Raw genomic sequence first — 20,317 nt, forward strand, 5'->3', positions numbered from 1 at the left:
GCCAAGAGAAAGGACTCTCACATGACCGCAGTCGCAGAAATTTTCGACGCGAAATTGCAGCCTGGCAAAGAAGAAATCGCCGCGCGCTATGGCAACATCACCGATCTGCAGGGTTTTTATCGCATCGTGGACCCGGCAGGTGAGGTCGGCATCGAAGTCTACGTTGGCACCGACGGCTCTGACGGCGCCGACGGCTCTGAGCAGCTGCGCCAGCTGTCACTGACCTATCGCGCCGCCGATAACCTCGACCCTCGCGCCGCAGACAACCCCATCGTGTCCATGCAGCACTCCGTGCTCGGGCAGCGCTCCGTGGCCTACGGCATGTGCGATTCCGTCGCCGTTGAACAGTGGGTGCGCACCATGATGACCGGGCAACGGGGTGCCGCGTTTTCCAACGGCATCACCCCGATTTTCGCCATCCGCGGCACCGGTAAATCCCCGGATGCGCACATCAACGCCGTGAACTTGGACAAAGCCGCCGCTGATTACGCCGAAGGCACCGTCAACGTCGACGGCGAAGTGAAAAACTTCGAGCTGCACTTCCGCACAGAAATCACGCCCAGCGAGCAAGATGAAAAAGACACCTATGGCTTGCTGGGCGTGCACCGCGATAATGGCGAAGAATACGTCCTCGCCAGCCTCACGGTGAAGTAGTTGGTGGAATAGCTGGTGAAGTAGCTCCAGCTACTGAGCAATAACTACCAAATATTGACGCGCTGCTCCGGCGGCAAGTACATCGGCGAATCCGGGCCGACTTCTTCGAAGGCCTCGTAAAATTCGTCGATGTTCGCCGCGATCTGGTTGCAGCGGAACTCCGCCGGCGAGTGCGGGTCAATGGCCAAGTACTGCTTCGCCATCTCCGGGCGGATGGCGGTACGCCAGACCCGACCCCAGGCCAGGAACAACCGCTGCAAACCGTTGAACTTCCGCTCGTAGAGCTCCGGCTGGGCACCTTCGGCATCAAAGGCTTCGACGGCGGTATCGTCATAGCTCATGTCGTGATCATACAGGTAGAGCTGATAAGCCACCACGGCAATGCCGAGTCCGCCCAGGTCACCAATGTTTTCGCCCAGGGTGAATTCACCATTAACGCCAGGCGCGCCGTCTTCGCCAGCCAATACCGACGGCACCAGACCCTCAAACTGCCCCACCAGTTTCTCGGTGAGCTCGTCAAAGGCGGCGCGGTCTTCATCTGACCACCACTGGTTCAGGTTGCCCTGGCCGTCGTAATTCGAACCCTGATCATCAAAACCGTGGCCGATCTCGTGGCCGATCACAGAACCAATCGCGCCGAAGTTTTCGGCGGCATCAGCATCCGGGTTATAAAACGGCGCACGCAAAATCGCGGCCGGGAAAGTAATGTCATTGACCACCGGGTTATAGAACGCGTTGACGGTCTGTGGGTTTGCCACCCATTCGTCGCGGCGCGCCGGTTCGCCGACTTTACCCAGCTCATAGTCGTGGCTGAACGCTGCCCCGGCGCGCACATTCGCCACCAGTTCGGCACCGTGCGGGGAAAACTCCAGACCGGAATAATCCCGCCACTTATCCGGGTAACCGATTTTCGCTTTAAATTGCTCGAGTTTTTCCAGCGCACGTCCGCGGGTTTCTTGCGTCATCCACTCCAGGTTGGAGATGCGCTGGCGATACGCGCGGATCAGGTAATCCACCAGCTCCAGCATGTCTTTCTTGGACGAGGCCGGGAAGTGCTTGTCGACGAATAGCTTGCCGATCTCCTGGCCCACCATTGATTCCACGATTCCGACGCCGCGCTTCCAGCGGTCGCGTTGTTCGGTGGAGCCGGTGAGTCGGCGCCCGTAAAAATTGAAATTCGCTTCACTGACCTTTTCCGGTAGCACCCCGGCGCGGGAAAGCAGGATGTGCCACGTTGCCCACAGCTGCCAGTCGGCCAGCCGGTCGTTGGTCAGCAGTTCAGTCAGGTGCTCGACGTAGCTCGGCATCATGTTGACCAGGCGGTGCTCCGGCAGTTTGCCGCCGTGCAACAGGGTCTGGATGATTTCTGGAAGCTCGTCGAAATCCGTCGGGTTGTACGTCTTCAAGGCATCGCGGCTGGCAACGACGTCCCAGTGCCCGGAAGCGATCTCGGTTTCCAGGGCGACGATGCGCTCGGCGGCAATTTCAGCATCCAGTCCGAACAGCTTCGCAGAATCCAGGAAGCCGAGCATGGTGGCGACGTGTTCGCGGTAGGCGGCCAGCGTATCGGCGTGGGTTTCGCTGCGATAGTAGGCCTCGTCCGGCAGTCCGAGACCGGATTGCACCAGGTAAGCCACCGAATCTTCGCTGCCGGAGTCTTTTTCCACCCAGAATGTCAGCGGGCTGGTCACCCCGACGCGTTCCAGCGCGCCCAGGTTTTCGACGAATTCTTCGATATCGCGGACAGACAGCAAGGCGAAATCGTCGTCAAGCGGGGCCAAACCAGCGTCATTAACGCCGTCGGTGTCCATAAAAGAGGCGAACAAGTTACCGGCGCGGCCGTTGTCCTCGTTGACGATCTCGCGGACGTCATCTTCGGCTTGATCACGCAGATTGTGAAAAGTGCCATCCACGGCGCGATCGTCCGGGATCACGTGGTTTTCCAGCCACGGACCGTTGACATAGGTATATAGGTCTTTCATGTTCGCTAAGTTTACTAGGCTAGCTAACATGCCCGCGCCTGTTTCCCCGCCCGATCTAAGCTCAACTCAACTTCGCCTCTACCGCACACAACCGCAACGCACGACGCTGCTGTGGGTGGTGCTTGTCGTTGTGGTCGCCATCGCCATGCTCGCGCCCGTGGTACTCAGCAAAGCGACCCCGTCGACACGCCAAGCCACTGCCCCACTGGTGGTATCCAACCCACTGGCGGGTTCGGAATTACACCTGGCGGACCGGGAATGCCCCGTCGACGCATTAGCGCTGACCGGCCAGGGGTGGAATTGCCCTGGGCTACATATTGAGGCGATAACCACCCCGCACGCGGGCGATCCAGACCTGGCTATGCGCCGCATGTTCCGGTTTATCACGGGCACTGACCTGCCCGAAGGAGATATTTTGCGGGAAGGTGAACAACGCCTGCTCATCGAACCGAATGGTCGAGGTATTGCCATGTCGACGAGCGCAGTGGGTGCATCCCAGGTCATCGTTTTCCGTGGACTCATCAGCGAAAACTTAGATATCATTAGCAATTCTTGGCGCGAAATCTCCGGCAATGAACTGCCAGAAATCGTCCGCGAACTGCTGCAAGGCTATTCCGGTACTGGCAGCGATGCTGCAGAAAACCCGCTGCCGCAATCCGTCCATAACGCGTCTGTCCATGACGCGTCAGGACATAACGCGTCCGGACACACAAATGTATCCACCCAAACAGTCAGGCGGCACGCATAACCATGAGCAAACTATTCCGCTATTCACTGTTCTTATTCATCCTGGTGGGGCTGCCATTCATGGCGCTTCCTGTGCTGCCGAATGCCCTCGCTTTGCCCACCCCGGCTGCGATCAGCGCCGTGTTTACCGTGGCGTATTTGGCCGTGCTCATCGCGGTGGTGCGTCGCACCCGATTATGGCCGGATCGCGGCTGGGCCCCGGCGCTGTTGGCGGTGCTGTGGGGCGCGGGCACCAGTTATGCATTGGTGTCGGTGAGTGCGCCGTCGATTATTGACCTTGCCGCGTATACCGGGGCAACCACAACGGCTGCATCCTGGGGCGGGGCTTACCCGGAAGAAATCGCGAAAGCCACCGGCGTGGTTTTCATTTTATTGGCGTTTCGGCAGCTCAACCGCCCGTGGCACGGTTTTGTCATCGGCATGCTCGTCGGGTTAGGTTTTGAATCTTTTGAAAACCTGCTCTACGGCATCGTGATGTCGCCGATTCATCCGTCCTCGGACATCATCGGTGTGCTGCAGATTTGGGGCGCGCGAGTATTCCTCGGCCCGTTTTTGCACATCGCATTTACCGGTTTGGCAGGCTGGGGCATCGGTTGGGCCCTGTTTGCAACGGGCAAGTCGCTACCGTGGCGCCTGGCCCACGCGCTGGGCTGGTTTGCCGTGGCGTTCGCCTGTCACTTCGGCTGGAATATTCTTGGCGACAACCTCGTGCTGCTGATCGGCAGCAAGATCGTCACCGGCCTGGTGCTGTATTCAGCGTTTATCTACGTCTGGGTGGCCGCGTTCAAAGCGGCCAAACCCCAGAACGAGTTGTATACGGCGGTCAGCCAGTTACCAAGCAACCAGTTACCAAGCAGTGAGTCACCGAATAAGCAGCCGGCTCACTAATTACTGCTGGCCAAACTGCCCGTGCACGGTCGGAGTCAGGTTGTGGTAAACGTGCTTGTGCTCCTGGTATTCCGCCAGGCCGACCTCACCTAGCTCGCGACCGTTGCCGGATTGCTTGTAGCCGCCCCATTCTGCCTGCGGCAGGTATGGGTGGTAGTCGTTGATCCAGATGGTGCAGTGGCGCAGCCCGCGCACAATGCGTTCGGCTTTGCCCGCATCGGTGGTAAACACTGCGCCCGTCAGACCATAGATGGTGTCGTTGGCGATCTCCAGAGCCTCGTCTTCATCGCGGAAAGTTTCGATGGTCACGACTGGGCCAAAGGCTTCGTCGTAGACGAAATCCATGTCGGCATTGCGGTCGACGCCGTCGATGACCGTCGGCAAATAATAAAAACCTGCGCCCAGATCCGACTGGCCGGTTCCGTGCTGGCCGTTGGTGTCTTCGCTGGTGGCGATGCGGCCACCGGACAGAATTTTCGCGCCATGCTCGCGGGCTTCGTCGACGTAACCCGCCACTTTCTCGCGGTGTTCAGCGGAAATCAGCGGGCCGGTTTCAGCCTTGTCGTCGGTCGGGCCGCCGAGCTTGATGTTGTTGGCGCGCTTAGCGAATTCTGCAACGAATTTATCGTGCAGCGATTCTTCCACCAAGATGCGCGAGCCCGCCGAACATACCTGGCCGGAGTGGAAGAACGCACCGTTGAGGGCATTGTCGACGGCCACATCGAAGTCAGCATCCGCGAAGATGATGTTCGGGTTCTTGCCGCCCAGCTCCAGGGCCACGCGCTTGACAGTTTCTGCCGCGTTGCGGGCAATCAGCTTGCCGGTCTGCAGGCCACCGGTGAACGAGACCATGTCGACGTCCGGGTGCGTCGACAGTGGGGTGCCGCAGGCAGCGCCGGCACCGGTGATCAGGTTCGCAACGCCGTCAGGCAGACCGAGTTCCTTCAGCACCGCCATCAGCAGCATGGCGGTGTGCGGGGTGAGTTCTGCTTGCTTCAGCACGAAGGTGTTACCAGCAGCGATAGCCGGGGCAACCTTGTAAGCAACCTGCAGCAGCGGGTAGTTCCATGGGGTGACCATGCCGACGACGCCGACTGGTTCGTGATCAATGCGCGAGCGCACATTGTCCATACCAGGGTCAATCACCCGGCCAGCCTGGTGGCCGATCAACGTGCCGAAGTGTTCAAAGGCAGCGGCGATATCATCCATATCCACCAGAGAATCTTCGAAGCGCTTGCCGGTATCAGCGGATTCCGCGGCAGCAAAAAGTTCTTTGTGCTCGCGGATTTTATCTGCGATTCCGATAACCAACCGGCCACGGTCGCGGGCCGGAACCGACGACCACACGCCGGATTCAAAAGTCTCGCGCGCTACTTTGATGGCCGCGATGGTGTCTTCATCCGTGGCTTCCGAAACCGTACCCACCGTGGTGCCGTCGGCTGGGCAGCTGATGGTGCGAGTGCCGCCTTCTTGTGCCTGGCGCCACTGGCCACCGATAAACAAGCTGGCCGGTGCGTCGTTTCCGGCGCGGTAGACGTCGGCAAGCAAATCCGTGGTGGTGGGGTCAAACAACATGCTGCGATTGTTCGCGTTGGTCAAAATGGCACCTTTCGCTTGGGGTCTCATCGTTTCTGAAAATCCCAATTTTACTGCGAAAGGTGGCCACGCGCTGTGCAAGTTTGCTCACGCTTGCGGGTTTTACAGGCTAGACGACGACAGCAACGGGCTGCCCTGGTTTGGCCGCGCAGGTTTCGCTGGCTGCTGCTTTCCAGGTTTCGGTTGCTCTGGATTTGGTGCCTGCTCCTGAGTTTGCTGCCCGCTCTCTTTATCTTTTTCCGCCCCCGGCTTCTTCAGCCCCTTCTCCTGCAAAATTTTGTCCATACCATTGACCGCGCCGTTGCCCAGGTTCGGCTCGTCACCGTTTTCCGCCATGGTCTGTTTGATCCAGTCCAGCTGCGCCGAGATATCGGCCAAATTCAGTGGCACGCCGTCACCGGAAATTGCAGAAGCCACACCAGAGAGCTTGCCGTTGATGAAGAACGGCCCGCCGGAATCACCAGGCTGCGAATACGCACCATCTTTGTGGTGCACGGTATACATCTTGCCGTTGTCGTAGCTACCGTCCTGGTACATACCTTGCACCTCAGCCTGCGAATGCGGCAGCCGCTCGTGCTTGGTGTTATCCCAGCCGTAGAAGGTTCCAACCTGGCCTGGTTTCGGCTCTTCAGTGGCCAGCTCTGGGTAGCTGTCAAAATCAAATGAGGAGTGCGTAGACATGCGCACCAAGGAAATATCGCCACTTGGTGCGTGATAGACCTCTTCGGAGCCTTTAGTACCGGTCTTTTCAATTCCGGTGCGTACCAGCTTTGCGGTGGTGCCGTCACCGAAGCAATGTCGTGCGGCCAGCACCCAGTGTGGGCTGATGGCGGTGCCGGTGCATCCGGAGACGATGACGACGTTTTTCGCGTTTGCATCGTCATCCGAGACCGGAGTGCCACCCTGTACCGCGTGAGCGAACGGGGTGGCGATGCTGCTTACCGCCATTGTGGCGGCGGCAACAAAAGATAGCGCAATCTTATTTATTCTCATGCGCAATACAATACTTTATTCGGAGAAGTCTTCCTTCCAACTACGAACCGGATTCGAATTATCCGACAGGTCCGAAGAACCGCGCAGAGGTGCCTGCATGTGCAGGTACTCCAAGTGGCGATCGTAGAGGTCAAGCACGTTATTGATCAGCTGATCCTCGTCGTAGCCATAGACATCAAAGCCCATGGATCCGTTGTTATCAAAGACCTCCAAGCGATAATAATCACTATTTCCGTCCACGAAATCCGGGCTTTCAGTCTGGATTGGGTACAGCTGATAACGGAACTCGCGCTCGTCGCCCAGCTGAATTTCCAGGTCCAGCTGCGGCAGCTGACACTCCGGTACCAGGCTGGTCAGCAAACGGGCATCCAGGCCTTCGCTGCGCAATTCGGTACAGAGCTTCTCCAGCGCAGGGGTAGCGGTGTTCTCGAAGTACTCGGTGATTTCCTCGTCGTTTGGCCAGCGGTTGGCACGGCCAATCCGGGATTTCCACCGCGCCCCGCCGACGCGACCGGCGATCGCGGAGTGCAAGGCCACCGCGCGCGAGTCACGCTGGATATTTTCTTGCCGCAGCGACTTCCACAACGAGAACATCACCATCCACATCACGAACGCGAACGGCAAGCCCATAATCACTGTCGCCGCCTGCACCGCGGCCACACCACCAATGCCCAGCATGCCCAGGGTCAGCACACCAACGGTCAGCGACCAGAACACGCGCAACCACGGCGCACCATCCTGGCGGTGGTCCACGATGTGCGAGGTGAAGTTCGCCATCACCAGCGCACCGGAGTCCGCCGAGGTGATGTACAGCAGCAAACCGCACAGGGTGGCCAGCAAAATCAGGGCCGATGCACCCGGATAGGTGCCCAGCAGTTCGTAGAAGCCAGATTCTGGCTGTGCCATCGCGGTTTCGGCGAATTCTTCATTGTTGCCGCCCATAACCAGATCGAGCGCGGAGTTACCGAAGAAAGACATCCACAGCACGATGAACAGGAATGGGAACATCAAGGTGCCGATGACGAATTGGCGCAGGGTGCGTCCGCGAGAGATGCGTGCCAGGAACAAGCCGACGAAGGTTGCCCACGCGATCCACCATGCCCAGAAGAACAGCGTCCAGGCTTCCATCCACGCGCCGACGGCTTCCTGATCATCCGCATAGGCGTAGGTGTCCATCACCCACGACGGGAAAGTCGCCAGCATCGTGCCGACGTTATCGATCAGCGCGTTGAGCAGCCATGCGGTCTTGCCGGCGATCAAAACGTAGAGCCCCAGGAAGATGGCGACGGCCACGTTGAGCTCCGAAAGGCGACGAATACCCTTGTCGACGCCCGAGATCGCAGAAATCGTCGCCACGATCACGCCGACGGCAACCAGGGTGGCCTGCAGCCCCATGGTCAGCTCGACGTCGAAAATGATGTGCAAGCCGTAGCTCAGCTGCACCACGCCGATACCCAGCGAGGCTGCAATACCGAAAACGGTGCCCAGCATCGCCGCGATTTCCACCGTGTGGCCGGCCGCGCCGTGAATGCGCTTGCCGATGATCGGGTACAGAGCAGAACGGATAGCCAACGGCATATTCAGGCGGTAGGCGAAGTAGCCGAAAGCCATGCCCATCAGCGCGTACATGGCCCAGCCGACGATGCCGTAGTGGAACATCGCCCAGGCGACGGCTTCTTTCGCCGCGGCATAGGTTTCTGGGTCCGTTGTTGGCGGCTCAAAGTACTGCGTGAGTGGTTCCGCAACGCCGAAGAACATCAGGTCGACGCCGATGCCGGCGGCAAACAGCATCGACGCCCAGGTGTACAGGCTGTATTTCGGACGCGAGTGATCCGGCCCCAGGCGGATATTGCCGGTGCGGGAAAACGCGACGACCAGCACGAAGATCACCACCGCGGTGGCAGTCAAAATATAAAACCAGCCGAAGTTGGTGGCGATCCAGCTGGTGATCGCGTTCAGGTTATTTTCGGCAGATTCCGTCGCCAGGAAGGTATACAGCGCGATCGCCAAAATGATCACGCTGGAAAAACCAAACACGACCCAGTTCGGTTTCGCCGTTGGTACGTCATCACCGTGGTCATAACCAGTTTCGGCGCGGAAGGTGCCCACTAGCGCCCGCGGGATAAAGCGCGAGGCCTTATTATCCGTGGTTTTGTTATCGGCCGACTGCGGTTCAGCTTGTTCAGCCACCACCATCTCCTTAGGTTCTGCTGTTGTGTCTCGTTGTATCGTTGCGCCAACCCCGTTTATGTCGCTGCGACGACCGTTGTGGCTGTGCGGATTTTTTGATTCAGTTTTGAACCAATTCTCAGATTCCAAGCTTTTTGACTGTATACCATCCCACACTTATTGGCTAGGTCTATTTTTCGTCGCTAGGCTGGATTGTCGATTCGCGCACGGCTCCCGCCGTGGGCATGAGCAGTAGAAAGGACGCAGCGTGAGCATTTTTTCGCGACTGTTTAATACCCTGAATTCCGCGACAGCAGCCAAGAAATCGGCGCCAGTCACCGATGAGGTCAGCGACGTCGTTGTCGTCGGCGGAGGCTCCGCGGGTTCGGTCATCGCCAACCGCTTGACCGAAGACCCTGATACCCGCGTCGTCGTCCTGGAAGCCGGACGCCCAGACAGCATTTGGGATTTGTTCATCCACATGCCATCCGGCTTCTCCTTCCCGATCGGGGATAAAGACTACGACTGGCTCTACGAAACCGAGCCAGAGCCAGAGATGAACGGCCGCCGCGTGCCGCATGCCCGCGGCAAGGTGCTGGGTGGCTCCGGTTCCATCAACGGCATGATCTTCCAGCGCGGCAACCCGCTGGACTATGAAAAGTGGGCAGAAAACCCGGGCCTGGAGCACTGGGATTACGCGCACTGCCTGCCGTACTTCAACAAGATGGAAACCGCCAAGGGCGCAGACGCCGACGATCCACGCCGCGGTCACAACGGCCCGCTGTATCTTTCCCGCGGCCCGGCCACCAGCCCGCTGTTCCAGGCACTGTTTAAATCCGTGCAGGAATCCGGCTATGAGCTGACTAACGACGTCAACGGCTACCGGCAGGAAGGCTTTGCGCCTTTCGACCGCAATATTAAAAAAGGCCGCCGCCACTCGTCGGCACGCGCCTACCTGCACCCGATCTTGCAGCGCGAGAACCTGGAGGTACGCACCCAGGCTTTCACCCGTCGCGTAATTTTCGACGGCACCACCGCCAAGGGCGTGGAATACGAATGGCAGGGCGCTACCCGACGCATCTACGCGGACAAGGTCATTCTCGCTTCCGGTGCGATCAACACGCCACAGCTGTTGCAGCTTTCCGGCGTCGGACCGCGTGAGCTGCTGGAAGAGCACGGCATTGACGTCGTCAAGGAACTGCCGGGCGTGGGTGAAAACCTGCAGGATCACCTCGAGGTCTACATCCAGTATGAGGTGGACACGCCGCACTCCTCGCAGCCGTACCTGCGCAAGTGGCGTTGGCCGTTTATGGGCTTGCAGTGGCTGCTGACCCACAAGGGGCCGGTGGCGACCTCCCACTTTGAGGCCGGTGGCTTCGTGCGTTCCAATGACGACGAAGAATACCCGAACCTGATGTTCCACTTCCTGCCGATGGCAGTGCGTTACGACGGCACCCCGGCCAAGGTCAAGCATGGTTTCCAGTGGCACGTCGGCCCAATGTTCTCCGACACCAAGGGCTGGGTGCGTATCCAGTCGGCGGACCCACACGTCAAGCCAAAGATGCTGTTTAACTATCTACGCACCGAGCAGGATCGCCGCGAATGGGTCGAGGCTGTGCACAAGGCACGCGAGTTGATGGCCACCGACGCGATGGCCGAGCACGGCACCCGCGAGTTCTCCCCAGGCCCAGACGTGCAGACCGACGAGGAGATCCTGGAGTGGGTACGCAACGACGGTGAAACCGCTTTGCACCCATCTTGTACTGCGAAAATGGGTGCCGAGGACGATCCGATGGCCGTCGTGGACCCGGATACCATGCAGGTCTGGGGCACCGAAGGCTTGTACGTCGTCGACTCTTCGGTATTCCCGTCGATCACCAACGGCAATATTTACGCGCCGACGATGATGGTCGCCGAGAAGGCAGCCGATTTGATCAAGGGCAAAAACCCGTTGCCAGCAAACAACGCGCCGTTCTACCGTGCCGGTCAAGACATGCCGTTGTATGCCGAAGGAGAAGAGCGCCGCGACCACGTCGAGGCGCCTAGCTCCTGGGAGTAATGAAAACCGATCCTAATTAAGCACGTGCACTGATCGTGGCATCACACCGCGCGCGCTGAGATTTTTGCTCCACCTGCTTGCCCGACGCGCTTGCTCAGCAACACGTCGGCAAGCAGCATCGCGGCCAAGCTAATTCCGAATAGTGGCAAGAAGCCGCCCACGGCAACCAGGAATACCGCCACGATGATCCACTGTTTGGTGCTCAGCTTGGTGCGTGGCCCTGGGATACCTGCGGTCGCGCCCAGAGTTGGGCGGCGCTTCCACCACATCATGTAGCCCAGCACCACCAGGCCCGCGATAGCCAGCGCGGTGACCAGCAGCAAGATCTGCAGCGGCAGGCCAAACATGATTCCCATGTGCAGGTAAATACCCCAGGAAGTCAGCTTGGAAAACAGTGGCAGTTCGGAGAATGGCAGGCGGTCAATGACTTCGCCGGTTTCACCATCGACGGAAATAGCATCCGAGGTGGTGCGCCATTCGGTCCAGCGCTCGCTGGCCTGCCAGCCGTGCTCAACGCTTTCGCCTGGGTACATGCGCAATGAACCAGTCAGGCCTTCTTCACGGGCCGTCGCCAAGACCTGATCGGCCTGTTCAGCGATTTCCTCCGGGGCCCAAGCGCGAGCTTCAGCCTCGGACGCCGCGCCGCCACCATGGCCAGCGTGTTCTGCGTGCGGGTCTGCCTCTGCTGCTGATTCCCCACTGAGTTCCGTGGTGATCGGGTCCGCCCGCCACTGCAGCGCTTCCACGGTGCGGTTCACGTTTCCGCCGGCGTAGGTAGACCAGGTGATTCCGGTGACTGAGAGCGCCAGCATGCCGATGAGCATCCAGGTACCCGTCACGCCGTGCAGGCTGACCAGGCGACGACGTCCGCTGCCTTTGTTTTTGGCGTCCTTGGCGTCTTTGGCATCGTTATCGGCACCATTTTTCGCTTCTTTGCCGGTACGCGCTTTACCGAACCCGAATAGCTGCTGCACCTTTTTGTTGCGGGAAGCCCACAACACCAGGCCGCCCAAGGCAAAGAACCACAACCAGCTGGCTGCCAGCTCCGAGTACAGCTCGCCTACCGGGCCCAAGTGCATGCTTTCATGCAGGTGGGAAATCCACCGGCGCAACGGCAGCTCGCCCAGACCGGAATAAGATGGCTCATCGCCGACTACCGATCCGGTGTACGGGTTGACGAACACGCTGCGCAGTTCCGCCTCATCGATGGTTTCGTCGATCAGCAGAACGCGGGTGGTCTCGCCGGGTTCCGAGGATGGCCAGACCTGGGCAATATCCAGATCCGGGAAGGCTTCGTGGGCCTTATTCACCTGTTCTTCCAGCGAGGTGGTGTTGGTAACGCCTTCTGCCCCGGGTGGCGGGGTGACGGTCAAAACGTCCTGGTACACCAGTTTTTCGGCGGTGGGTGCGACTGCGTACAGCGCGCCGCTGATAGCTGCGATGAGCAGGAACGGTCCGATGAACATGCCGGCGTAAAAGTGCAGGCGTCGGAGCAGCGCTACAAGTGCATTGGGTTTGCGTGCTCCACGTGAATTGCGCGCAGAGGTCTCGTCGACGGCGCCAGCAGGCATCGATGCAGATGCTTGCGCTGGGCGATCTTGGCGTAGAGTCATGGACAAAAGCCTTCGGGTTCGGGGACTAAAACTTGTTTTGGTGAAGTTCTCGTCTGCAGCCGCGAACTACACAAAGTAGTCGCACCGCGCGTGGAAAAAGTTCCCGAGCAATTTTTAACGTTTCGGATTGGTGATCTTTTCAAGTCAACCGGTTGAAACTTCGCAGTGAAATACGCGTGCGACGCAAAATTGTTAGATTAGCACCCCCTCTAAATTAACAATTTTCGCCAATTCTCCGAATAATGCGCAATTACGGCTCGCTTGAGCCACACCACCGCGGGGCTTGCCACCACACGGCTTAAACTGCTGGGCATGACTTCTCACGCTGAGTTGAATCATCAAGCACCGCACAATCACGCGCTACAGATCTCCGCTGGCAATTACACCGCCACGATCGACCCACATGGTGCTGGCCTGGCCACCTTGCTTTACGACGGAAAACCGCTGGTAGCGGGCTATCAGCACGCGCGTCCGTTCACCGCGGGAGCGCTCCTCGCACCGTGGCCGAACCGCACCGGCGACGGCATCTTTTCCCACCACGGCACCATCCACCGTCTACGCTGCAACGAAACCGACCGCAACAACGCCTTACATGGCTTTGCTGCCGAAGCTACGTGGGAAATCACCGAGCACTCCCCCAGCGCCGTGACTTTGCAGTGGCAGGGCCCGGCGCACACCGACTGGCCGTGGCCATTGGTCTATTCCATCACCTGGGCGCTTGCCGACGATGGCCTGTCCGCAGAACTCACTGTCACCAATACTGGCACCGATACTGGCACCGATACCAGCACCAATACCGGCACCGAAACCGGCACCGCCCACCCCAGCACAGCATCCAGCCCTTTCGGCGTGGGCTGGCACCCGTACCTCAGCGCATTGGGCGCACCGCTGGATGAGTGCACCTTATCCATGCCAGCAGCCACGAACCTGCCGCTCGACCCAGACCGCCTGCTTCCGGCGGGGCCAGAAATTCCGGCGACGGAAATCGTCGACAAGCAACAACACATGGCAGGAATCGAACTGGACCACTGCTTCCGGCTGGAGAAACCCCAAAACGACGACGGATCCGCGCACCAGATCGAGCTGCGCAACGCCGACGGCCACGGTGCGCAGCTATGGGCGAATGAGCATTTCGGCTGGTGTCAGGTTTATACTTCCCCGGAATCCGCCCCAACGATCGGCCGCGCACTCGCAGTCGAGCCGATGACCTGCCCGCCGAATGCGCTGCGCAGTGGGAAAAGCCTGCTGGAACTTCCCGCGGGCACAACCACGCAATTTTGTTTCGGCATTGTTGCGGTCTAGTTTCTTCCCCTTCCTAGACCCCACCTCACCCTAAACCAACCCTTTAGAGTTATGATGATTACGCCACAACGCACCGACCAAGTGATGATTACCTAAGTTAGGCGGTTTTCGCTGGTTGGCGCGTATTCACTCTCCTTCACGCAGGGACCGAGCAGGCCAAATATCCCGGCCTTCATCGGCTTTGGGGGAAGGCCTATTTATTCCGGGAGGTTCCCGCTATGCAGGAAGATGGCCTGCTTTTGAATGCGTCCTGGGTGGACTACACCCTGGTGGCAATCTATTTCTTGTTCGTGCTGGGCATCGGCTGGGCAGCGAAGTCGAAGGTATCGAGTTCCATCGACTTCTTCTTGTCCGGACGCTCGCTACCAGCCTGGGTGACGGGCCTGGCGTTTATTTCCGCCAACCTGGGTGCCGTCGAGATCGTCGGCATGTCCGCCAACGGTGTGCAGTACGGCTTCGAGACGATGCACTACTTCTGGATCGGCGCCATCCCGGCGATGGTGTTCCTGGGTATCGTGATGATGCCGTTCTACTACGGCTCGAAGGTGCGCTCGGTTCCAGAGTTCATGCGTCGCCGTTTCGGCACCGGCGCACACCTGGTCAACGCACTGTCTTTTGCCCTGGCGCAGCTGCTGATCGCCGGTATTAACCTGTTGCTGCTGGCCAAGGTCGTCAACTCGCTGCTGGGCTGGCCACTGTGGGTCACCCTGGTGATCGCCGCGGTCATCGTGCTTTCCTACATCACCTTGGGTGGCCTTTCTGCCGCCATCTACAACGAGGTGCTGCAGTTCTTCGTCATCATCGCCGCCCTGCTGCCACTGACCTTGATCGGTTTGCACAGCGTCGGCGGTTGGAGCGGCCTGAAGGAAAAGGTCGCCGACCCAGGACACTTCAGCGCTTGGCCAGGTACGGAAATCTCCGGTTTCGACCACCCAATCGTTTCCGCCATCGGCCTGGTCTTCGGCCTCGGCTTCGTGCTTTCGTTCGGTTACTGGACCACCAACTTCGTTGAGGTGCAGCGTTCCATGGCTGCGGATTCACTGTCTTCGGCACGCAAAACCCCGATCATTGGTGCTTTCCCGAAGATGTTCGTGCCGTTCATCGTCGTGATCCCCGGCATGATCGCCGGCGCCACCGTCACCCCGCTGATGGATGGCTCCGCTGAGCCGAACGACGCGATGCTGTACCTCATGCGTGATTTGCTGCCCAACGGCCTGCTTGGTGTTGCTTTGGCTGGTCTGCTGGCTGCCTTCATGGCCGGTATGGCCGCGAATATTTCGGCGTTCAACACCGTGTTCTCCTATGACTTGTGGCAGACCTACGTCGTCAAGGATCGCAACGACGATTACTACACCGGCGTGGGCCGCTTGGCGACGATCGGTGCCACCGCGATTGCCGTGTTCACCGCGCTGCTGGCCTCGAACTTCGGCAACGTCATGGATTACCTGCAAACGCTGTTCGGTTTCTTCAACGCGCCACTGTTCGCCACGTTCATCCTGGGTATGTTCTGGAAGCGCATGACCCCGACCGCCGGTTGGGCTGGTCTGGTTGCCGGTACTGGTTCCGCGATTGTGTACTGGGCGATCGCCACCTTCAGCGGCGCCGAAGTCGGTTTGTTCAACCTGCCGGGGCAGGGCACCGCGTTCGTCGCGGCCTCGCTGGCCTTCGGCGTCGACATCCTGGTGTCCGTCGTCGTTTCGCTGGTCACCAAGCCGAAGCCAGACAAGGAGCTGGTGGGCTTCGTCAAGTCCGTCACCCCGAAGGAAAACCTGACCGATTCCGCCGAAGACGGCCTGCCGTGGTACCGCCGCACCGTCCCGTTGGGTGTGCTGTGTCTGGTGCTGGTCGTTATCCTCAACATCATGTTCATCTAGCTAAGGAGCACGCACGATCATGACTAAGAAATCATCCGCGAGCCAGAACTCGCAACGCTCCCACACCGCCGGCGCATTCGATATCCGCAACGTCATCGGCGCATTGCTGGGCTTGTACGGCCTCATCTTGCTGCTCAGCTTCCTCTTCCTGGACCCCGGCGTCGATGCCGCGACCGGCGCCGCGAAAGATTCTTCGTACAACCTGTGGACGGGCGTGGCGATGCTGGTTGCCGCCGGAATTTTCTTCTGGTGGACGAAGGCGAACCCGATCAAAATCGACGAGGCTGAGACTAGCGCTGCCACTGAGGCTAGCGCTGCAGCTGAGCCACAATCCTGCGAACCCACCACCCGCTAAGTCTGGAGTTTCCCATGCAGCATCCGATGCGCATTACCCGCACCCAGCTTGCCGACGGTCGCGAGCTGCTCTATTTCGATGACACGGAAGAATATGTCTCGGGGCAGCGCACTCGGGCGCTTGTCGACGAACGCGAGCTCCCAGCGACCAGCAGCGCCTCTCAGCTGCGGCAGGATCCGCTGACCGGTGCCTGGTACACCTACGCAGCGCACCGGATGAACCGCACGTTTTTGCCGCCAGCGAATGAAAACCCGCTGGCACCGACCCGTCCCGGCCAGCTGCCGACCGAGATTCCTGCCGACGATTACGACGTCGTGGTTTTTCAAAACCGCTTCCCGTCGTTGGCGCAGTCGGAATCGCAGGCTGGCTTGGATGCTGATTCTGGCTCTGCCGGTGCTCCTTTCGTTCCCACCGCACCTGGCCACGGCCGCTGCGAGGTGGTGTGTTTTACCTCGGATTCGCAGGCTTCGTTTCGTGACTTGTCTTTTCACCGCGCTCGCACCGTCGTCGAGGCCTGGGCGCACCGCACCAAAGAGCTTTCTGCACTCGCGGGCATCGAGTACGTCTACCCTTTTGAAAACCGGGGCGAGGAAATCGGTGTCACGCTGCAGCACCCGCATGGGCAGATTTATGCCTACCCGTTTGTTCCGGAGCGTGCCGCGCAGATCGCTGCCCGGGCGCAGGAATTCCGGCAAGCGCAAGGCGGGACTGGCACCGGCGCTGCTGGCGCTGAAACCGGCCCGGATCTTTTCGACCACATCCTCGACCACGAACGCGCCGACGGCCAGCGCATCGTCGTCGAGGGCGAACACTTCACGGCTTTCGTTCCTGCGGCTGCGAAGTGGCCAGTGGAAATCATGCTCATGCCGCACCGCGCTGTGCCGAATTTCGCGGAGCTGGACGACGTCGAAAAGCACGAACTGACCCGGCTGTACCTGGATCTTCTCGGGCGCATGGATCGGTTCTTCCCAGGCGTCGAACGCACGCCGTATATTGCATCGTGGAATCAGGCGCCGGTCAATGCGCCGGATGATGGCCGCTTGCACCTGCAGCTGTTTTCTTTGATGCGTTCACCAGGGCGCATGAAGTTTTTGGCTGGTAGCGAGTCTGGCCAGGGCGCCTGGATTTCCGATACCACCCCGGAGCGCATTGCCGAGCGCTTCCGCGAAGTCGCAGAATTAGAACGCAATACAGCGCAATAGTGCGCAGAATTAGAAAGTCGCTGATCACGATGGTTCATTGGTTTTCCACCCGCACCCCTGAGCAGGCAGTCGCCGATGTCACGGCGCTGTATCGGGAACACTTCGGAGCTGCAAAGCCCGCTGAGTCCACCGAGCCCGCTGAGCACACTGGGCCCGCCGGCGTGTGGTCGGCGCCGGGGCGCGTAAACCTGATCGGCGAGCACGTCGACTATGCCGGCGGCATCTGCCTGCCCTTCGCTTTGTCGCAGCGCACCTATGTTGCCGCGGCGCTGAACAACGACGGTGTCTACCGCGTGGTTTCGCAGTTCGGAGCTGAGACCATGCACACCGAGATCGCAATGGATCAGGTATGCCCTGGTTATCCGGCTGATTGGGCGGGGTACGTCGTCGGCACCGTGTGGGCAGCAAGCCTGGAACTGTCTGGGTTGGATTTGCCTGGCCTGGATTTGCCTGGGCTAAACATCGCGATCATCTCGGATGTGCCGGTTGGCGCAGGCTTGTCCAGTTCTGCTGCCCTGGAATGTTCGGTGGCGTTGGCTGCCGCGGATTTGGCCGGGCTTGACGACGATGCCCGCACCGATGCTTCCCAGTTGTCCATTCGCACTACGCTCATGCAGGCGGCGATCCGCGCGGAAAATGAGGTCGTCGGTGCCTCTACTGGCGGTTTGGACCAGCGCATCGCACTGTTCGCTGAGCCGGGCCACGCGTTGGCGATCGATTTCGCCACCGATTCCACCCAGCAGGTGCCTTTTGCCATCGCTGATCGCGGTTTGGCCGTGCTGATCACCAACACGAATGCCCCGCACACGCTTGCCGACGGCCAGTACGCCTCACGTCGTGCCGTCGTCGATGGCGTCACCGCTGACCTGGGCGTAAGCAGTTTGCGCTATGCCGACGATGCGGAAGCTGCATCCGCGCGCTGGGCAGCGGCAAACACGCCCGAGGGTGTGGATGCCACGGAGTGGCAGGCAACCGTCGCCAAGCGGGTGCGGCATATCGTCAGTGAGATCTCCCGGACGGCGACTGCAATCGAGCAGCTGCAGGCGGGTGATCTGGCAGCGTTCGGCGAATCCATGCAAGCCAGCCACGCTTCGCTGCGTGATGATTATGAGGTGAGCGTGGCGCAGTTGGACGTTTCGGTCGACGTCGCGATGGAGCACGGCGCACTCGGTGCGCGCATGACCGGCGGTGGTTTTGGTGGTTCGTCGATCGCGTTGCTGCCCGCTGAGAAGGTTGAAGAGACCGCGGCCGCGATCGCGCAGGCGTTTGCCGAGGCCGGTTTCGCCGAACCCGAGTTTGCGGTGGCACTTCCGGGGGCGGGTGCGCGTCGGGAAGCATAGCGCGAGCTGCAGGTTCTGGTTTCTGGGGCTCTCGTGTACTAGCCCAATAATGCGAGAGGAACAACTGCGCATCCGTCGGCACGCCGATACGCATGGCTTCCCGTGGTGACCACGATTTTGTCGACAAGCCGGGAGCCAAGTTGTTCTCCCAGCCAATTCAGATGCCGCACGTCGCGGTCTGTGGGAACCGGGTTGAGTTTAACCTCAAAAGCAATGACCTTGCCGTCGTAACGCTCCAGAATCAGATCGACTTCTCTGCTTCCACCTTGCAACCGCAGATGTGCTGTCTCTGCCTCGGCTGCCTGGCCGGCTGCGCGCACCGTCAGGGTAACCAAAGATTCAAACAGCTGACCGAACAGCTCCCAGCTGCCCGGATCACGGGAGACCAACATTTCTGCCGTGACGCCCAGCAAGGCTGCTGCAATTCCCGGATCAAAAATCTGATGTTTGGGCCCGGTGGTCAGGCGTTTCAACGGCGTGCGGTTCGGGTGCCACGCCGGGACGGGATCAAGCAACCAAAGTTTTTGCAGCATATCACGGTAGCCCTGGGCTGTTTCTTTGGCAGTTTTGTTGCTGTCTCCTGCCGTCGCCGCATCCAGTATTTTGTTGTATGCCGTCGGCGTCGACGATGCTTCAGCGTAGGCACGCCACCAGGCGCGCAAGGATTCCGGTTTGCGCACCAACAGTCCTTGCTCCGGAATATCGCGGTCAATAACCCGATGGATATAAGACGCTACGTGCTGCCTGCGGGCGCGCGGCGGCAGCGTGCGGATGCCTGGCAGCCCGGTCGAGCAAATTGCTTCGGCATAATCGGCCAACTGCCAATCGGTTGCACCACTAATTTCTACGCAGGGATTTTCTACGCGGGAATCATTTTTCTGCTCGAATAGTTCCGCTATCCGGACACTAGGCTGCGTGTTGTCACGTTCTGCCACCGATAGCGGGCGCATGCGCAATGACAGAATCCGACCTGCACCGGAGTGCGTGTCGACGCCACTTGTGGGGGTAGCGCTACCAGTCAGCAAATACCTGGTAGCCACGTGCTTATCGACGTTGCGCCGCACCGCATCCCACACCTGCGGGACATGTTGCCACTCATCAAGACAAATTGTGCCCGGGCCCTGCAAGATTTTATCCATCTGCGCGTAGAGCAATTCGCGCTCGTTATCCCGGTCTAGATACCAGGTTTCATCTGCCCGACGGATGCTGGTTTCGGACTTGCCGACGCCTTTTGCCCCATCGATCGCGATCGCTGTGAGACCATCCAGCGCTTCCAGTTCGTCATCGATGTAGCGCCACAGGTAATTCTTCGCGTTACTGCTTAATTCTGCTTTGTTACTTGATTGTGCATTGCTGCCTGATTTTTCCTGGCCATCTGATTGATACCCACTAAGAGCCATGACCTCAATATTAGCACTGAAATAGACCGTTTATCGCTTTCCTGACCGACCGTTAATCACTTAGTTACTAGTCTATTTATCACCGTTCTAACCGACCATTTAACACCTCATTAGCACGCCGTTTATCATTCCTTCAACCGACC

General features: G+C 59.5%; 15 protein-coding genes. 9 read left to right on the plus strand and 6 right to left on the minus strand.

Features of this window, described 5'->3' with window-relative positions; all coding sequences use genetic code 11:
• Nucleotides 1–21 precede the first annotated feature (21 nt).
• Nucleotides 22–654: a CG0192 family protein gene (locus U1140_RS05030; RefSeq protein WP_369846434.1), complete on the plus strand. Its 633-nt coding sequence runs from the start codon at nt 22–24 to the stop codon at nt 652–654.
• Nucleotides 655–698: 44 nt separating this feature from the next.
• On the opposite strand, the gene U1140_RS05035 is transcribed toward U1140_RS05030, so the two are convergent.
• The gene (locus U1140_RS05035; protein ID WP_369846435.1) at nt 699–2,636 is read right to left on the minus strand and encodes a M13 family metallopeptidase; all 1,938 of its coding nucleotides are present in this window, start codon (nt 2,634–2,636) and stop codon (nt 699–701) included.
• 28 nt (nt 2,637–2,664) lie between these two features.
• On the opposite strand from U1140_RS05035, the gene U1140_RS05040 reads away from it, so the two are divergent.
• Both U1140_RS05040 and U1140_RS05045 read left to right on the plus strand, forming a co-directional pair.
• Entirely contained in the window at nt 2,665–3,384 is a 720-nt protein-coding gene (locus tag U1140_RS05040; protein WP_369846436.1) for a hypothetical protein, read from the plus strand.
• Between the two features lie 2 nt (nt 3,385–3,386).
• The gene (locus U1140_RS05045; RefSeq protein ID WP_369846438.1) at nt 3,387–4,271 is read left to right on the plus strand and encodes a PrsW family intramembrane metalloprotease; all 885 of its coding nucleotides are present in this window, start codon (nt 3,387–3,389) and stop codon (nt 4,269–4,271) included.
• Here the strand turns inward: U1140_RS05045 and U1140_RS05050 are convergent, their stop codons facing one another.
• From U1140_RS05050 to betT, 3 genes are all read right to left on the minus strand, one after another.
• Nucleotides 4,272–5,846 (minus strand): aldehyde dehydrogenase family protein, encoded by a 1,575-nt coding sequence (locus U1140_RS05050; protein WP_369846440.1) that lies wholly within the window; start codon nt 5,844–5,846, stop codon nt 4,272–4,274.
• Between the two features lie 123 nt (nt 5,847–5,969).
• The gene (locus U1140_RS05055) at nt 5,970–6,860 is read right to left on the minus strand and encodes a trypsin-like serine protease (protein ID WP_369846441.1); all 891 of its coding nucleotides are present in this window, start codon (nt 6,858–6,860) and stop codon (nt 5,970–5,972) included.
• A gap of 15 nt (nt 6,861–6,875) precedes the next feature.
• Complete coding sequence (gene betT, locus U1140_RS05060; protein ID WP_369846443.1) at nt 6,876–9,056, minus strand: choline BCCT transporter BetT; 2,181 nt, start codon at nt 9,054–9,056, stop codon at nt 6,876–6,878.
• A gap of 271 nt (nt 9,057–9,327) precedes the next feature.
• Here betT and betA point away from each other — a divergent pair, with 271 nt between their 5' ends.
• Nucleotides 9,328–11,088 carry a choline dehydrogenase gene (gene betA / locus U1140_RS05065; RefSeq protein WP_369846497.1) on the plus strand — a complete coding sequence of 587 codons (1,761 nt, stop codon included), beginning with the start codon at nt 9,328–9,330 and terminating at the stop codon, nt 11,086–11,088.
• A 41-nt stretch (nt 11,089–11,129) separates the two neighbouring features.
• Here betA and U1140_RS05070 read toward each other — a convergent pair whose 3' ends face one another.
• Nucleotides 11,130–12,701: a PepSY-associated TM helix domain-containing protein gene (locus tag U1140_RS05070; protein ID WP_369846445.1), complete on the minus strand. Its 1,572-nt coding sequence runs from the start codon at nt 12,699–12,701 to the stop codon at nt 11,130–11,132.
• A 312-nt stretch (nt 12,702–13,013) separates the two neighbouring features.
• Here U1140_RS05070 and U1140_RS05075 point away from each other — a divergent pair, with 312 nt between their 5' ends.
• The 5 genes from U1140_RS05075 (at nt 13,014) to galK (ending at nt 18,774) form a co-directional block, all read left to right on the plus strand.
• A complete protein-coding gene (locus tag U1140_RS05075; RefSeq protein ID WP_369846447.1) occupies nt 13,014–14,003 on the plus strand; it encodes an aldose epimerase family protein in 990 nt (329 codons plus the stop codon).
• A 218-nt stretch (nt 14,004–14,221) separates the two neighbouring features.
• The gene (locus U1140_RS05080; protein WP_369846449.1) at nt 14,222–15,877 is read left to right on the plus strand and encodes a sodium:solute symporter family protein; all 1,656 of its coding nucleotides are present in this window, start codon (nt 14,222–14,224) and stop codon (nt 15,875–15,877) included.
• A 19-nt stretch (nt 15,878–15,896) separates the two neighbouring features.
• Nucleotides 15,897–16,232, plus strand: a complete 336-nt coding sequence (locus U1140_RS05085) for a hypothetical protein (RefSeq protein ID WP_369846451.1) — start codon at nt 15,897–15,899, stop codon at nt 16,230–16,232.
• 14 nt (nt 16,233–16,246) lie between these two features.
• Complete coding sequence (gene galT, locus U1140_RS05090) at nt 16,247–17,434, plus strand: galactose-1-phosphate uridylyltransferase (RefSeq protein WP_369846453.1); 1,188 nt, start codon at nt 16,247–16,249, stop codon at nt 17,432–17,434.
• Between the two features lie 29 nt (nt 17,435–17,463).
• Nucleotides 17,464–18,774, plus strand: a complete 1,311-nt coding sequence (gene galK / locus U1140_RS05095) for a galactokinase (protein WP_369846454.1) — start codon at nt 17,464–17,466, stop codon at nt 18,772–18,774.
• Between the two features lie 38 nt (nt 18,775–18,812).
• On the opposite strand, the gene U1140_RS05100 is transcribed toward galK, so the two are convergent.
• Nucleotides 18,813–20,174 carry an ATP-binding protein gene (locus U1140_RS05100; RefSeq protein ID WP_369846456.1) on the minus strand — a complete coding sequence of 454 codons (1,362 nt, stop codon included), beginning with the start codon at nt 20,172–20,174 and terminating at the stop codon, nt 18,813–18,815.
• Nucleotides 20,175–20,317 lie beyond the last annotated feature (143 nt).

This window comes from Corynebacterium drakensteinense, from assembly GCF_041224285.1.
GTDB lineage: Bacteria > Actinomycetota > Actinomycetes > Mycobacteriales > Mycobacteriaceae > Corynebacterium.

Bases quoted from the DNA above. Each gene is read 5' to 3' on its own strand.
- U1140_RS05040 (WP_369846436.1), top strand. From the start codon at position 2,665: ATGCCCGCGCCTGTTTCCCCGCCCGATCTAAGCTCAACTCAACTTCGC.
- U1140_RS05070 (WP_369846445.1), bottom strand. From the start codon at position 12,701: ATGACTCTACGCCAAGATCGCCCAGCGCAAGCATCTGCATCGATGCCT.
- U1140_RS05085 (WP_369846451.1), top strand. From the start codon at position 15,897: ATGACTAAGAAATCATCCGCGAGCCAGAACTCGCAACGCTCCCACACC.
- U1140_RS05080 (WP_369846449.1), top strand. From the start codon at position 14,222: ATGCAGGAAGATGGCCTGCTTTTGAATGCGTCCTGGGTGGACTACACC.
- galK (WP_369846454.1), top strand. From the start codon at position 17,464: ATGGTTCATTGGTTTTCCACCCGCACCCCTGAGCAGGCAGTCGCCGAT.
- U1140_RS05075 (WP_369846447.1), top strand. From the start codon at position 13,014: ATGACTTCTCACGCTGAGTTGAATCATCAAGCACCGCACAATCACGCG.
- betT (WP_369846443.1), bottom strand. From the start codon at position 9,056: ATGGTGGTGGCTGAACAAGCTGAACCGCAGTCGGCCGATAACAAAACC.
- U1140_RS05050 (WP_369846440.1), bottom strand. From the start codon at position 5,846: ATGTTGTTTGACCCCACCACCACGGATTTGCTTGCCGACGTCTACCGC.
- U1140_RS05045 (WP_369846438.1), top strand. From the start codon at position 3,387: ATGAGCAAACTATTCCGCTATTCACTGTTCTTATTCATCCTGGTGGGG.
- U1140_RS05035 (WP_369846435.1), bottom strand. From the start codon at position 2,636: ATGAAAGACCTATATACCTATGTCAACGGTCCGTGGCTGGAAAACCAC.
- U1140_RS05055 (WP_369846441.1), bottom strand. From the start codon at position 6,860: ATGAGAATAAATAAGATTGCGCTATCTTTTGTTGCCGCCGCCACAATG.
- U1140_RS05030 (WP_369846434.1), top strand. From the start codon at position 22: ATGACCGCAGTCGCAGAAATTTTCGACGCGAAATTGCAGCCTGGCAAA.
- galT (WP_369846453.1), top strand. From the start codon at position 16,247: ATGCAGCATCCGATGCGCATTACCCGCACCCAGCTTGCCGACGGTCGC.
- U1140_RS05100 (WP_369846456.1), bottom strand. From the start codon at position 20,174: ATGGCTCTTAGTGGGTATCAATCAGATGGCCAGGAAAAATCAGGCAGC.